Source organism: uncultured Mesonia sp. (genome assembly GCA_947499595.1).
Classification (GTDB): domain Bacteria; phylum Bacteroidota; class Bacteroidia; order Flavobacteriales; family Flavobacteriaceae; genus Mesonia; species Mesonia sediminis.
On record CANMOY010000003.1, the window covers coordinates 96,783 to 111,022 of the forward strand.

Here is a 14,240-nt window from a genome sequence, read left to right on the forward strand (position 1 = left end):
TCCCTCGTATATTTGCATTATGTATATCAGTTTTTTATTTATAAGTGGAGCAGAAATAGCTTTTATAGTTTTTATATTAGTTATGGTTTTTGGTGCCGATAAAATTCCTGAAATAGCCAGAGGCTTAGGTCAGGGTATGCGTCAAATAAAAGACGCCACCAACGATATTAAAAATGAGATTACGCAAACCTCGAATGAACATTTAGAAGACTTTAGGGGTAAAGAAATTACCGATGAAGTTGATAAGGTGAAAGAAGAAATAGAGGAGATCACAGGAGCGATAAGAAGACGTCGCTAATGCTAGATCAAATTAAACAATGGGATAGAGAGCTTTTTATTTATCTTAATAGTTTAGGGGTAGAGCAATACGATCGGTTTTGGATTCTCGTTACCCAAGAAGAATTCTGGATTCCCTTATATTTGTTTCTACTAGGTCTTATATTTTACAACTTTAAAGATGCAGCTAGTCGTAAATACCTACTATTGGGTTACCTGGGAAGCTTCGCTGTAACTTTTGGTATTACTCGTTTGATAAAATTTAGTGTACAGCGGTTACGCCCCAACCAAGTAGATAGTTTAAAAGAATTAATACGGGTTTTGCAAGAGCCAACTTATTTTAGCTTTGTTTCGGGACATACCTCAACGTCTATGGCCATTACAACTTATTTCGTGTTGCTTTTTAGAGAACGCTTTAGTTGGATTTATTTTCTTTACTTATGGCCTTTTTTATTTGCCAGTAGCCGTATCTATGTGGGGGTGCATTATCCATTAGATCTTTTAGCCGGAGCAATTTTAGGAGTAAGTATAGCTTTATTAATTTACGCCTTTGTTAAAAAAATGTCTCCTATTTTAGCCAATGAAAATTTATAAACCTCAGCCTAGTCAAGCCTCTTACTACTATCAAAATTATCTTGATGCCGCACCAGGCGAGTATGTTTTAGAATCGCTTTCGCTCACCAAGCAAGCGAGTATAGATGTTTTAAAAAATATACCAGCATCACTTGAAGATTATCGATATGCGCCAGAAAAATGGACAATAAAGCAACTTTGGCAACACATAATAGATTGCGAGCAGGTTTTTTCTTATCGTTTATTAAGAATTTTACGTGGAGACCAAACGGCATTAGTCGGTTTTGATGAAAATGCATTTGCAGCCAATGATGCAAGCGATTTGCTTAGCTTAGACCAGCTTCAAGCTGATTTTTTGTTGGTACGCGAGCATACTTTTATGTTGTTGAAACAATTGAAAGTAGAGCAGCTTGATCTTGAGTTAGAAGCTAGCAATTGCCCCTTTTCACCCAGGATTTTGCTCTGGATCATTTCGGGGCACAACCAACATCATTTAAATGTTTTAAAAAAACGCTATTTGTAAGTGTTTATTTTTTTCGTGTAATGGTAAGTCCATCCCTAATAGGTAGCATTACACTTTCAACCCGAGGATCTTCAATCACTTTTTTATTATAAGCCAATAGCACTCTAGTGTCATCATCATTAGGATTTAATGCTTTGGTAACTTTTCCGCTCCAAAGAACGTTGTCGGTAAGAATAATTCCTCCTGAATTCAATTTGGGAACAATCAGCTCAAAATAGGTAAGATAGTTACTTTTATCAGCATCTAGAAATACCAGATCAAAATTAAGATCAAGTCGAGGTATAATTTGCTTAGCTTCTCCTAAGTGTTGAATGATTTGTTTAGCCCAAGAAGATTTGTCAAAATATTTTCTTTGAAAATCAAAGAGTTCTTCATTTTTATCAATTGTATGTAAAACACCATCGGTTTGCATGCCCTCAGCCATGCAAAGAGCAGAGTAACCCGTATAAGTTCCTAATTCTAAAATGTTTTTAGGATTTATTAATTTAGTTAACATGCTTAAAACCCTTCCTTGGTAATGCCCACTTAGCATGCGTGGCTGCAAAATTTTTTGATGGGTTTCTCGATTGAGTTTTTGTAAAAGTTCAGGTTCGGGTGAACTATGATTCACCGTGTATTGATCTATATCTTCTGGTAAGAAATGCATTAATTTAAAATTCTATTTAATAGTTTTTCTTGAGCCTTTTCATCTTTTCCGCATAACCAACGGATAATGTTATCGTCCCAAATAGCGGTACATTGCTCGCTTGTTAAAATATTTCGCTCAACGGCCAAATCTAATATTTTTCCCGGGTAAGAAGATTGGGAGTCGCTCTCCATTTCTCCTAATGGGTAAGGATCATCTAAGCCCATGATAATCTGTTGAGGTTTTTGGTTTTCTACCAATAATTTTAAAGAGCCTGTATCGTGTACCAAAGTGTCAAAGAAGATATTGGGATGCCCCACAGATTTTCTAGGATGTACTTTACCTTCAAATAAATCAGGTCTACCATCAAAACCTTGAATTCTTCGCCCTAGATTAATTTGTGCCAGCTGTCCGCCGTGGGCAAAGCAAACACGCATATTGGGATATTTATCAGGGTAACCATTTAAAGTTAAAAAATGATAAGCATCTGCACATTGGGCTAACATCCAGATTAAGTGAAAACGCCATGCGGTGTTTTCTAGTTTTATAAACTTTTCACCATCGTAAGGGTGAATTTCAACAGCCAGATTATATTGATTGGCTAATTCGAAAATAGGTTCATTTTCTTCATCAAAAATACATCGCCATGTACCAATACTATCCATATAATGCGTGGGTAAGCAAAGCAGGCGCATATCTAATTCTTCTACACATCGTTCAATCTCCCATAAAGCACTTCTTACAAAACCGGGGTGAACCACAAATCCACAAGTAAATTTACTAGGGTTGTCATGTTGTACACGCGCATTAAAATCATTTTGAAAGCGTAGTGCTTTTTTCATCTCTTCAACCCTTAAACCGTTTCCATAAAGTTGAGAAAGGTTGAGCACAACAGCATGATCGAGCTGGTTACGCTCCATCCACTCTAATTTTTCGTCTAAAAAGAAACTAGAATCGGTTACAGGTCTCTTCCAGTTTTTTTGCAACATGTATTTGCGTTCGTCATCAACCCAGAAAATTTCTTTTTCTTTCATAAAAGCCGGAATTTCTTCTGGATAGGGTAGTAAATGAGAGTGTCCGTTAATTCTTAAAGATCGTCTGTTTTTCATGGTTTAAGTTTTTTAGGTAACCGATTTATACGGGTTTAATACCATAGATTCTAAGAGCTTATGTGTAGTTTACGTTCTAATTACAAGCTTTTGGTACGCCCACCGTCAACAGGTAGGTTAATTCCGTTGATATAACCAGCGCTTTCACTAGCTAAAAAACAAATAGCATTAGCTATTTCTTGAGGTCGTGCAAATCGTTTTGCTGGCACGGCTTGCTGCATGCTTTGTTCAATTTCTTCTTGGGTTTTTCCTGTTTTTTGAGCTTTATTGCTAATGATTTCTTGTAATCTGCCGGTTGCTGTAGCTCCGGGTAATACATTATTAACTGTGATACCAAAAGCACCTACTTCATTGGCTAGCGTTTTGCTCCAATTAGCCACGGCGCCGCGAATCGTGTTAGAAACGCCTAACCCATCTAAAGGTTGCTTTACCGACGTTGAAATTACATTGATAATTCGGCCAAAACCTCTTTTTTTCATTCCAGGGAGTACGGCTTGTGCTAAAATGTGGTTGCAAATTAAATGCTGGTTAAAGGCATTGATAAACTCTTGTGTTTTGGCGTCAGCGATTTTGCCACCAGCGGGACCACCTGTATTATTTAAAAGTATATGAAAATCTTTTTTACTTAATACCTCTTGAAGGCTTTCTTCTAGTTTTTCGGGTTTAGAAAAATCAGCGATGATATAATCATGTTTTTGATCGTGATTGGTGGCTAATTCGGCTAAAGTTTCTTTTAACCTTTCCTCATTTCTAGCGACTAGAGTTATTTGCGCTCCCTCTTGGGCGAGTGCTATTGCAGCTTCTTTTCCTATTCCGCTTGTACTACCACAAATTAATGCGTTTTTGTTATCTAAGTTTAATTGCATGTTGATTTAAATATTTTGTTTATGCTTGGTATTGTATGCATACGTTTTTAGGTTCAGTAAAAAAGTCTAATGCTTCAAAACCTCCTTCACGACCAACGCCGCTTTCCTTTACACCCCCAAATGGTGTTCGCAAATCTCGGTTTAACCAGGTGTTTACCCAAACAATTCCGGCTTCAATTTCTTGGCTTAGGCGCATACTTCTATTAATGTCATTTGTCCATACCGTTGATGAAAGTCCGTAGCGAACTTCATTGGCCAATTTTAATGCCTCCTTTTCGGTTTTAAAAGGCATTAAGGTAACTACGGGACCAAAAATTTCTTCTTGATTTAGACGACATTGGTTGTTGTTAACTTCTATGATGGTAGGCTCTAAAAAATATCCTTTTTCAAAACCTTTAGGATGCACCAAATTTCCGCCCGCAAGAATTTTAGCCTCTGTGGGATTTATTTGCTTTATGTAATTATAAACCTTTTCAAGATGGGCTTGAGAGACCAAAGCTCCCAAATCTGTATTAGGGTGTTTAGGGTCACCCACCTTAAGTTTTTTGGTAGCCGCGACGAAGTCATTTTTGAACTTGTCGAAAATATTTTCTTCGACGTAAATTCTACTTCCGCAAAGGCAAATTTGACCTTGATTGGCAAATGAAGATTTCAGGGTGGTTTTTAACATTTTATCATAATCACAATCTGCAAATACAAGGTTGGGGTTTTTACCTCCTAGTTCGAGCGAGAGTTTTTTAAACATGGGTGCAGCCGTGCGAGCTATATGTTGTCCTGTGCTAGTGCCTCCCGTAAATGAGATGGCTTTAATCGAGGGATGTGCTACGATACTTTGACCACAATGTTCACCCAATCCGTGCACAATGCTTAAAACTCCTGGCGGTAAACCAGCTTCTTGACAAACTTGACTGAGTAAAAAGGCAGTGACTGGAGTTACCTCGCTTGGTTTTGCGATTACACAGTTTCCTGCGGCTAAAGCTGGAGCTATTTTCCAGCTAAAGAGATATAACGGTAAATTCCAAGGAGAAATACAGCCAACTATTCCTACTGGTTTTCTTAGGGTAAAATTGATGCTGTTGGTGTGTACCGTTTGGTGTGATTTACTTGCATATTGAGTTATAGCTTTTGCAAAGAACCTAAAGTTAGCAATTGCCCTTGGAATATCAACTTTTCTTGCTAAACTTAAAGGTTTACCATTGTCTACAGATTCGGCCTGGGCAAACTCTTCTAGACGGTTTTCAATACCTTTGGCAATTCTTAATAAGCATTCACTCCTTTTTTCTATACTGGTGTTTGACCATCCAGAAAATGCTTTTTTGGCTGCAGCTACAGCTTGGTTAACGTCTGTTTCTTGGCTGTTTGGTATTTTACCGTAAACCTCACCTAGAGCAGGGTTTATATTGTCTAGCCATTCGTTGGAAGCAGGGTCAATTAGTTGTCCGTTAATAAAATTTTGTATGCGTAGCATCAATCAATTGGTTTTCTACAAATATAGAATTTCTTGATTTAGGATGCTTGGTTTTTCGCTATCTTAAATTATTAAATTGAAGCGCTTAATTATTATTTTTGATTAATGTTGCTTCATAGTTTTAAACGAATCAGAATGAAAGTTGTTGAATTTTAGTTAATCAACGATAATAAAGGCATTAGAATCAAACCCTAGTTTAGGGAAGTAAACTAGGGTTTTAGAGTGGGGGTGTCTATATCATTGTTAATGTCCTGCGTAAGCTTGTTTTTTGTAAGCTACCACTTTTATTTCAATCAACAAATGGGGATGAGGCAATTGATGTACAGCTACTGTGGTGCGGGTTGGTCCTGTTTCTTGATCAAAAAACTTAGCATAGATCTCATTGTAGCCTTTAAAATCATTCATATTTACCAAAAAGGAGGTGACATCTACAACGTCTTTTAAGGAAGCACCTTCTTCTTTTAAAATTGCATCAATGTTGTTTAAAACTGCCGCAGTTTGTTTGCTAATATCTAAATTTGTGGTTCCCATTTCGTCAACTTCAACACCTTCAAAAGTGTTGTCTGCTCTACGTGAGCTGGTGCCCGAAACGTAAATAAAATCGCCTACTCGCTTAACGTGTGGATATTTACCTCTTGGTTTCGCTTTTCCTTCTATTACTTTTCCTGCCATTTTTCTTTATTTAGTTTTGAAGCTTACCGCTCCTATTTTATCTATTTGGGTTGTTATTTCGTTGTTTTTCAGCAAAGGTATATGTTTGGTAGCTGCTCCGGCCAATATTATGTGTCCAGGTTTTATTTTTACGCCAACTTTAGAGGCTAATCGGCTTAGCTCTATTACGGGTTGCAGTGGGTTGTTTAAAATTGCAGACGAACTTCCTTGTTCTTGCACTTTGCTGTTTACCATTAGCGTGATAGGTAAATCGGTAATATCTTCTTTAAGATTTTGCCATTTGCCTATACAATAACCTGCAGATGAGCAATTGTCGGCTACCAAATCTTCTAGAGAAAAGGTGAATTTTTCATACCGAGTATCTATTAATTCGATGGCAACTGCCATCTTATCAACATACTTAGGGACATCTTTTAATGGTATAGATTCTGTAATAGGCTGAGATACACGAAAAGCAATTTCAGGCTCAGCATTTGGTTTTATGTATTTACTTAGATCTACTTCGCTAAGCGGATTGATTTGCATGCCACTGGTTAAAAAGCCCCAAATTAGATCGTGCACACCCATTTGCTCCATTTTAGCACGTGAGGTAAAGCCTAATTTAAATCCCGTTATATGCTCAGCTCGCTCTAGTCGTAAATTTATAGTTTTGCGTTGAACGGTATAAGCATCTTGCAAACTTAAATCAGGAAAATCTTTTTGCTGTATGGGCTGTGCCTTTAAAGTGGCTTGGTCAATTAAATGGGCAACTTGATCTAAATTCATGTATTGTTGGTTTACATCCCGCTAAGGATGGCATCTTCATTTAAGATTTCCTGTGTCTCTTGATTAATTTTATGAAGCAAATCTTCTAAATTCATCTCAGTATCTATTACTCCTTTATTCAGCAAACTCAATATGGCTTTATCCTGTGCTCTTCCTTTTTTCATTGCCTTGTTATACCCCAAATCTTCTCTAAAAGTAACCAGTCTATATTTTGAAGCATAGTCTTTAGGGTGTTTTTGCTCTAAAGCTGTTTCGATTTTTCTCTTTTGTTGAAAAATTTTTGCAGCCGTATGAGATTTCATTTCATGAAAATTATCAATAGCTAAATCGGCAATAGCATCAGCATCGGCTTTACGTTTTTTTTGATAAGTATCAAAGATAAATTTCCAATTAGATTTTGGGTTTTCATCGAGAATTTTGTCTAGTACTACCACATCTTCAAAAGAAGCATTCATACCTTGTCCGTAAAACGGAACAATTGCGTGCGCTGCATCACCAATGAGTAAAGTTTTTCCTGAGCAACTCCAAGGATAGCATTTAACGGTGCCCAGCGGACTCGTTGGATTTTCAAAAAAATCTTGAGTAAGTGTTGGCATATGCGGGTGTGCAGAGGGGTATGTTTCTTTAAAATAAGCGTCTACTTTTTCTGGAGTGTTTAGGTTGTTTAAGTTGTATTCTCCTCCTTCATAAGCCATAAAAAGGGTAACCGTAAAGCTACCGTCTAGATTAGGCAGCGCAATAACCATATTTTCTCCTCTTGGCCAAATGTGTAAAGCGTTTTTTTCTAGCCTGTAGCCGCCATCTTTTGTTGGAGGTATGCTTAACTCTTTGTAACCGTGAGTGAGAAAATTTTGCGACAAACTAAATAGAAATAAGCGGTCTTCCCACATACTTTTTCTAACTACAGAACCTGCTCCATCTGCTCCAAAAATCACATCTGCCTTAAACTGCTTTTTTTCTTGGCTAGTTTCATCTTTAAACATGGCCGAGGCGGCCACTAAGTCTACGTCAAGACAAGTGTGGTTAAATAGGATTTCTACATTTGGTAATTTTTCGGCCTCATTTAAAAGAAGTGCGTTTAAACCAGTCCTCGAAATAGAGTTGATGTACTCTGAGGTTAATCCGCTATAAGGAGATAGAAATTCGTCTCGGTCCTTTTGGTGAATCATGCGGCCGTGCATCGGAATACACAATTCTTTAACCTTTTCTTCAATTCCTGCTAGTTTCATAGCCTTTAAGCCACGATTGGACAAAGCAAGATTGATTGACCTACCTGCCGAAATCTCAGTTTTTCTTAGATCTGGCCTTTTTTCAATTAATTTTACTTGATAGCCTTTTTGAGCTAAACGTAATGCTAATAAGCTACCACATAAACCAGCTCCTATAATTAATGTTGATTTTTCTTGCATCTTAACCTAAGTGTTTTTTTAAAGATTGAACCATTTTAAAGACATCTTCATAATTATTATAAAGAGGTGCTGGAGCGATTCGAATTACATTAGGTTCTCGCCAATCTGTTATTACACCGTCTTTGATTAAGTTGTCGAAAAGGGATTTGCTAACCCCTGTCAATTTTAAGGAAAGTTGGCAACCTCGCTCATCGAAATTTGATGGTGTTATTATTTGAATGCGATTATCTTGTAAATCTTTAATTAGGAATTCAAGATAACCAGTTAGATTTTTTGATTTTTGAATTAGCTTATCAAAACCAGCCTCTTCAAATAAACTTAGAGAGGCATTTATAGCAGCAAGAGATAGAATAGGGGGATTGCTTAATTGCCAGCCCTCTGCTCCTGGGATTGGGTCAAAGTCTTGGCGCATATTAAATCTTGATTCTTTGTCGTGGCCCCACCATCCTGCAAATCTAGGTAGTTTTAAATCGTTTTCATGTCTTTCGTGAACAAAGCAACCGCCTACGCTGCCAGGACCGCTGTTGAGGTACTTATATGAACACCACACTGCAAAATCTGCTCCTGTTTTATGTAAATTAGGTTGGATATTTCCCGCACCGTGCGCTAAATCAAATCCTACATTTATCTCATGTTGGTGACCTAATTGTACAATTTTTTTAAGCGGAAAAGATTGTCCTGTATAATAATTAGTGCTGCCTATCATCATTAAGGCAATTCGATTGCCTTGCTCTTCGATAATCTTTTGTAAATCTTCAAATCGGCATAATTCTTCACCCTCAGGTGGTTCCCATAACAATAGTCCTTCTTCTGGACTAATTCCGTGAAAACGCAATTGTGATTCTATTGCATAACGGTCTGAGGGGAAAGCATCCTTTTCAATTAGTATTTTAAATTTTCTATCTGTAGGTCTGTAAAAACTAACCATCATTAAATGCAGGTTAACCGTAAGGGTATTCATCATCACCACTTCTTTAGGTTTTGCACCTACAATTTTAGCCATTTTGTTGGTAAGTATCTCGTGATACGGCACCCAGGGATTTTTAGCTAAGGTGTGTCCTTCAACACCGTATTTCGCCCAATCTTTTAATTCTTGGTTGATGTATTCTTGAGTTCTTTTGGGTTGCAATCCTAGAGAATTGCCGCAAAGGTATATTTGATTTTGATTTTGATTGTTTTGAGGAAAATAAAATTCATCTCTAAATTTTGCTAATGGATCTTTGGCGTCTTGTTCTTTAGCAAATTCTAGACTATTTTTATATTGGGTCATAGCTGTTTTAGTTTGTAAGTGTAACAAATTTAGCAATTATTATGCAACTAGCTATTTTGTTTTTAGACAAAAAAAGCACTCTGGTAAGCCAGAGTGCTTATGGTTTGTAGTTTACGTTTGCTTAATCTACTGCATCTTCAATTTCATCGCCCACATCTTCGGCTGCATTTTCTATATCGTCTGCAGCTTTTTCGGTAGCGCTTTTTTCTCTACAGCCTACAAAACTTGTGGCAAATAGGCCTAATAAAAAGGCCGATAGCATTAATTTTCTCATAATTTTTAATTTTTATAGGCAAATGAATGGTTTCATTTGCGTGGTTTAAATTAAATGTACAGATTAGTGTGCAGCTGTAAGAAAATTTTAACCTGAAGTTAACGAATATAGCGTGTGCAAAAAAAAATCGGGATTTAAAAAAACCCCGATTTCTGTATTAACCTAAGCTTCATCTAATCTAAAACACCTAACCAAATTTGAAGTGCTTAAAGTTAATACGATTTAATACGATAAAGATACTTAAAAAGCTATTAATTAGCACTTTAAATGTATATAACGTCTTGTTAAATCTTATTCTTCTTTAAAAGATTTTTATTGTTTTTAAACCAATTTATAGCCTCATTTAGGTCTTCAACTTGCAGTATGTTTCCTTTGTAAAACATTTCTTCGAATAATAGATTTACTTTTGAAGATGTGGTGCGGGAAATTGCAATGTAGTGGGTAGGACCAAGGGTGTCAATTACTTTTTTCCAAACCATGGGATCAATGGCGTATTCATTTATTTTATTTGAGATATATAAATTAGGAATACCCTCTTTATAAAAATCTCGGGCAATTGAAATAAGACCTTTAGCTTTTTCCCAATTCCATAACACCTCTGGCTTTATTTCAGCCACAATAAAGTCTGCACAAAAATAAAAATTACCATGTTCTAACAGAATTTCTTCTAAAATGTAATGGTGGTGTATGGATTCTTTAAATTTCACTATTGTGAATTATTAATAATTGTAAAATGCAATTCGTGTGAAAATAATCAAAAAAATAAGTTATTGTTGTTAAATTATCAAAAAATAGTTAAATCATTATTGTTTTCGGTTAAATGTTTTTTATTTTTAATATGTTAACCAATTTTTAAGAATATTCATGCCCAAAGGGGTAAGAATAGATTCGGGGTGAAATTGAACGCCAAATAACCTAAACTCTTTATGTTCAAAAGACATAATGCATCCTTCCTTGTCATAACTGGTAGGGATTAAACAATCTGGCAGGTCTCTTACTGCCCAGGAGTGGTATCGGGCCACGTCAAACTCCGTTGGTAGTCCCATTAATAAACGGTTTGGTGCATTTGTCTTTGTAATTCTTGAGGATACTCCGTGGTGAACTGCCTTTAAGTTGTATAATTCGGCACCTAAAAATTCAGCTATAGCTTGATGTCCTAAACATACCCCCAATATGTTTTTGGTGCTGCCATATTTTTTTATAACTTCTGCAAGCAACGGTGTCTCATAAGGAAGTCCGGGGCCTGGTGAAATTAAAATATGATTGTAATTTGCAATTGAATTTAGGTCGATTAGCCCAGGTCTTTTAACAATCGGGATGAAGTTATTCATTTCGATGTAGTGGGCGAGATTATAGACAAAACTATCATGATTGTCTATAATTAAAACGTGATTAGATTGAGGTGTAATGCTTTTCATTTATATGGCGCAAAATTAAGTTGTTTTTTTTATACTTTAAAGCTTTACTGAAATTTTGCTTTTGTAGATTATTTGAGGTGTTTTAAATTTGATTAACTTTGCGGAGGTTAAAAAATAGGTGACATGAAAAATTTAGATCAAGAAACTTGGAGAAATCAACTGGCCAAGGATGAAAATGCCGTATTGTTAGATGTGAGAACTCCAGAAGAATATGAAGAGGGCTATATACCTGGTGCAATTTTAGCAAATATTCAAGAGCCACAAGATTTTATGAATAACACACAAGAATTAGATAAATCTAAAAACTTTTATGTGTATTGTAAAGCCGGAGGAAGGAGTGCTCAGGCCTGTCAAATTATGGATCAACTGGGTTTTAGTTCTACCTTTAATTTGGAAGGAGGCTTTTCAGTTTGGGAGGGTGAAGTGACTAAATAGTTATTTCAATAAAATTTTTAAAAAACCGCGCTATTAGCGTGGTTTTTTTATTGTGTCATTTACAAAAAGTTAAAAGACTTTGGGTGTAATGATTGTAATAAACCATTATGACTTGTATAGAGTGCTATTGTATCTAAGCCATTTGTTTAACCTGAAGAGCATTTTTTTAAGTGTATTAACAAGAATCTAGATCTCTTTATAGTTAAAATTTTTTAATACCATTGCAATTTTCCTTGACGGAATCTTTTAATGCTAAAATTAAAGCTTTTAGAGCACAATTAAGAGGAGTAGGAAAACCCGAATTTTTCTTATTAATCCTCGAAAAATTATTTGCTTAAAAACTCAAAAACACAGAAAATGTCCTTGATCCGTCTTTATTGTCATTGTCTTCAAAATAAAAAAAATCTCACATTCAAACTCAATCGTAATTGGTGTGAAGTGAGATTTAATACTTATTTGTGACCTCGGCAGGATTCAAACCTGCAACCTTCTGAGCCGTAATCAGATGCGCTATTCAGTTGCGCCACGAGGCCTTAATTGTACTACCATTTCTGGTTGCGGGTGCAAATATATACTAATAATACCATACTGCAAAAATTTATTGAACTATTTTTTGTTTACTTTTATCGTTATTAAGTAAAGGCAATTCCGTTAAGCTACTAATTAAGAAAATAAAGTGAAATGAATTTAAATGAGTATATAAGAGATATCGTAGATTTTCCTAAACCTGGGATAATGTATAAAGATATTACTCCTCTCCTACAGCATCCTGATGCTCTTAAAAAAACTCTAGCTGAATTTAAAGCAGGTATTGGGGAGCTACAGATTGATAAAGTGGTAGGTATTGAGTCTAGAGGATTTATTTTTGCTAGCATGTTGGCAGTTGAGCTTCATGCGGGATTTGTAATGGTGAGAAAAGCTAATAAATTGCCTTATAAAACCTTAGCGGAAACCTATTCTCTAGAGTACGGGCAAGATCAGGTTGAGATACATCAGGATGCAATAAAGAAAGGAGATCGAGTACTTTTGCATGATGATGTTTTGGCTACGGGCGGCACTGCTAGTGCAGCTCTAAGATTAATAGAGAGGCTGGGCGGCGAAGTAGTGCAATGCAATTTTCTACTTGAACTAGTCAATTTGGAAGGGCGAAAACGATTGGGTGAAAAAGAAGTCTATAGTTTACTTTCTTATTGAGTCAATATTACTTTAAGGCGTTTTTGAGCACCCAAGCTCTATAAGCAATTATTGCTAGCTGTAATTTACTTGCTTTTTCAATTTGTAGGCCTTTTTTAGAGTAACTAGGCAACACCTTTTTGTTGAGACGGGCCAGACTTTTAAAAATTAATTTTTTCATGTTTATTGGTTGTTTTTTATAGAGGAAATTTAATAATAATATAATCCATTACCTATTTGGAACGGAGAATAATTATTTATCGAAGTAGTTAGGATTACCGCTTAAAACTTGTAAAAATTGTATATTCGCAAAAAAAATAAATGTCTGTACTTTTTATTTTAATCGGGCTAACCTTGCTAGTTGTTGGCGGCGAATTTTTGGTTAGATCATCTGTAGCACTATCTTTCAAATTTAATATATCAAAAATGGTAATTGGGCTTACAGTAGTGTCTTTTGCTACCTCTATGCCCGAATTATTGGTGAGTTTACAAGCAGCCTTAGAAGGGTTTTCGGATATAAGTCTGGGGAATGTAATAGGGTCTAATATCGCTAATATAGGGCTGGTTCTAGGTATTACAGCCATAATTGGTGATTTAGCAATAGATAAAGATTTCTATAAGTTCAACTGGCCTGTAATGATAAGCCTCTCATTATTGCTTTACGGTTTTTTAGCTAATGATGGCACAATAAGTAGATTTGAAGGCTTGGTATTTTTATTGGGAATTATAGCTTATTTGATTTTATTAATTCGAAGAGCTCGAAAAAATGCCGATGTGATTCCCGACGAAGTAGATGAAGCGCTGCAAACAACGAGTTCTTTTAAAATAATTGCTTGGTTAATAATTGGGATAAGTGCTTTGTATTTTGGTTCAGAGCTGCTTGTTAATGGAGCGGTCGATCTTGCCGAGGCTATAGGCGTTAGTGAGCGAGTTATCTCGGTAACTATGATTGCTATTGGGACCAGTGTTCCTGAATTAGCAGCCTCTGTAATTGCTGCCCTAAAGAAAGAAAAAGCTTTGTCTTTAGGTAATCTCATTGGTTCAAATATATTTAATATAGCTTCTGTACTGGGTCTAACGGCTATCATAAAACCAATTGTAATGCAGTCTAAACAAGTATTAAGTGTGGATATTTTATGGATGCTGGGTTTTGCATTAATCTTGTTACCTCTAATTTTCCTGCCTAAAAAATTTGTTTTCACTAGGTATAAAGGATTTGTGATTTTTATTGCTTATACAATTTTTGTCGCTTTAAGCTTTGTTTAGATGCTTATTTAGGGGGGGGGTGTTGGTTTGAAATGTTATTTTTTTTAAAAAAAATAATCAAATTTAGGGGGTGTTTTTATTTTTAATTTACTTTTGCGGGGTAATTAAAAACACACAC

Annotated in this window: 18 protein-coding genes, 1 tRNA gene and 1 pseudogene; 7 read left to right on the forward strand and 13 right to left on the reverse strand. The window is 35.9% G+C overall.

Translation table 11 applies throughout. The features are described from left to right. Positions 1-19 precede the first annotated feature (19 nt). From ACH2AZ_RS04585 to ACH2AZ_RS04595, 3 genes are read left to right on the forward strand one after another with little or no spacing between them, the layout of a single operon-like run. A complete protein-coding gene (locus tag ACH2AZ_RS04585; RefSeq protein WP_147861401.1) occupies positions 20-298 on the forward strand; it encodes a twin-arginine translocase TatA/TatE family subunit in 279 nt (92 codons plus the stop codon). Next, the gene (locus tag ACH2AZ_RS04590) at positions 298-870 is read left to right on the forward strand and encodes a phosphatase PAP2 family protein (protein ID WP_394906855.1); all 573 of its coding nucleotides are present in this window, start codon (positions 298-300) and stop codon (positions 868-870) included. The genes ACH2AZ_RS04585 and ACH2AZ_RS04590 overlap by 1 nt, the downstream gene beginning before the upstream one ends. Then, entirely contained in the window at positions 857-1,372 is a 516-nt protein-coding gene (locus tag ACH2AZ_RS04595; RefSeq protein WP_394906856.1) for a DinB family protein, read from the forward strand. Before ACH2AZ_RS04590 ends, ACH2AZ_RS04595 begins: the two co-directional genes overlap by 14 nt. 4 nt (positions 1,373-1,376) lie before the next feature. On the opposite strand, the gene ACH2AZ_RS04600 is transcribed toward ACH2AZ_RS04595, so the two are convergent. From ACH2AZ_RS04600 to ACH2AZ_RS04650, 11 genes are all read right to left on the reverse strand, one after another. After that, complete coding sequence (locus tag ACH2AZ_RS04600) at positions 1,377-2,018, reverse strand: O-methyltransferase (RefSeq protein WP_394906857.1); 642 nt, start codon at positions 2,016-2,018, stop codon at positions 1,377-1,379. Further along, complete coding sequence (locus tag ACH2AZ_RS04605; protein ID WP_394906858.1) at positions 2,018-3,106, reverse strand: amidohydrolase family protein; 1,089 nt, start codon at positions 3,104-3,106, stop codon at positions 2,018-2,020. Before ACH2AZ_RS04605 ends, ACH2AZ_RS04600 begins: the two co-directional genes overlap by 1 nt. A gap of 80 nt (positions 3,107-3,186) precedes the next feature. After that, positions 3,187-3,972: an SDR family oxidoreductase gene (locus tag ACH2AZ_RS04610; protein ID WP_394906859.1), complete on the reverse strand. Its 786-nt coding sequence runs from the start codon at positions 3,970-3,972 to the stop codon at positions 3,187-3,189. 19 nt (positions 3,973-3,991) lie between these two features. Further along, positions 3,992-5,440, reverse strand: a complete 1,449-nt coding sequence (locus ACH2AZ_RS04615; RefSeq protein WP_394906860.1) for an aldehyde dehydrogenase — start codon at positions 5,438-5,440, stop codon at positions 3,992-3,994. Between the two features lie 243 nt (positions 5,441-5,683). Beyond that, entirely contained in the window at positions 5,684-6,112 is a 429-nt protein-coding gene (locus tag ACH2AZ_RS04620; RefSeq protein ID WP_394906861.1) for a RidA family protein, read from the reverse strand. A 6-nt stretch (positions 6,113-6,118) separates the two neighbouring features. After that, positions 6,119-6,877, reverse strand: a complete 759-nt coding sequence (locus tag ACH2AZ_RS04625) for a 2-keto-4-pentenoate hydratase (RefSeq protein WP_394906862.1) — start codon at positions 6,875-6,877, stop codon at positions 6,119-6,121. Between the two features lie 11 nt (positions 6,878-6,888). Then, entirely contained in the window at positions 6,889-8,286 is a 1,398-nt protein-coding gene (locus tag ACH2AZ_RS04630; protein ID WP_394906863.1) for an FAD-dependent oxidoreductase, read from the reverse strand. 1 nt (position 8,287) lies between these two features. After that, complete coding sequence (gene kynU, locus ACH2AZ_RS04635; protein ID WP_394906864.1) at positions 8,288-9,556, reverse strand: kynureninase; 1,269 nt, start codon at positions 9,554-9,556, stop codon at positions 8,288-8,290. 121 nt (positions 9,557-9,677) lie between these two features. Further along, positions 9,678-9,830 (reverse strand): hypothetical protein, encoded by a 153-nt coding sequence (locus ACH2AZ_RS04640; RefSeq protein ID WP_379048608.1) that lies wholly within the window; start codon positions 9,828-9,830, stop codon positions 9,678-9,680. Positions 9,831-10,114: 284 nt separating this feature from the next. Further along, positions 10,115-10,537: a hypothetical protein gene (locus ACH2AZ_RS04645; protein ID WP_379048606.1), complete on the reverse strand. Its 423-nt coding sequence runs from the start codon at positions 10,535-10,537 to the stop codon at positions 10,115-10,117. Between the two features lie 126 nt (positions 10,538-10,663). Beyond that, complete coding sequence (locus ACH2AZ_RS04650; RefSeq protein ID WP_394906865.1) at positions 10,664-11,248, reverse strand: anthranilate synthase component II; 585 nt, start codon at positions 11,246-11,248, stop codon at positions 10,664-10,666. Between the two features lie 123 nt (positions 11,249-11,371). Here ACH2AZ_RS04650 and ACH2AZ_RS04655 point away from each other — a divergent pair, with 123 nt between their 5' ends. Together ACH2AZ_RS04655 and ACH2AZ_RS04660 are read left to right on the forward strand one after the other, a co-directional pair. Beyond that, the gene (locus tag ACH2AZ_RS04655) at positions 11,372-11,683 is read left to right on the forward strand and encodes a rhodanese-like domain-containing protein (protein WP_379048602.1); all 312 of its coding nucleotides are present in this window, start codon (positions 11,372-11,374) and stop codon (positions 11,681-11,683) included. A gap of 239 nt (positions 11,684-11,922) precedes the next feature. Further along, positions 11,923-12,021: pseudogene (locus ACH2AZ_RS04660) on the forward strand (transposase); the annotation flags it as partial. A gap of 121 nt (positions 12,022-12,142) precedes the next feature. Here ACH2AZ_RS04660 and ACH2AZ_RS04665 read toward each other — a convergent pair. Continuing rightward, positions 12,143-12,216, reverse strand: a tRNA-Arg gene (locus ACH2AZ_RS04665). A 148-nt stretch (positions 12,217-12,364) separates the two neighbouring features. On the opposite strand from ACH2AZ_RS04665, the gene ACH2AZ_RS04670 reads away from it, so the two are divergent. Further along, on the forward strand, positions 12,365-12,877 hold the full coding sequence (locus ACH2AZ_RS04670) for an adenine phosphoribosyltransferase (RefSeq protein WP_379048600.1): 513 nt from the start codon (positions 12,365-12,367) through the stop codon (positions 12,875-12,877). Positions 12,878-12,884: 7 nt separating this feature from the next. On the opposite strand, the gene ACH2AZ_RS04675 is transcribed toward ACH2AZ_RS04670, so the two are convergent. Next, on the reverse strand, positions 12,885-13,037 hold the full coding sequence (locus ACH2AZ_RS04675) for an SsrA-binding protein (RefSeq protein WP_379048598.1): 153 nt from the start codon (positions 13,035-13,037) through the stop codon (positions 12,885-12,887). Positions 13,038-13,177: 140 nt separating this feature from the next. Here ACH2AZ_RS04675 and ACH2AZ_RS04680 point away from each other — a divergent pair, with 140 nt between their 5' ends. Next, positions 13,178-14,122, forward strand: a complete 945-nt coding sequence (locus ACH2AZ_RS04680) for a calcium/sodium antiporter (RefSeq protein WP_394906866.1) — start codon at positions 13,178-13,180, stop codon at positions 14,120-14,122. The last annotated feature ends 118 nt before the right edge of the window (positions 14,123-14,240 follow it).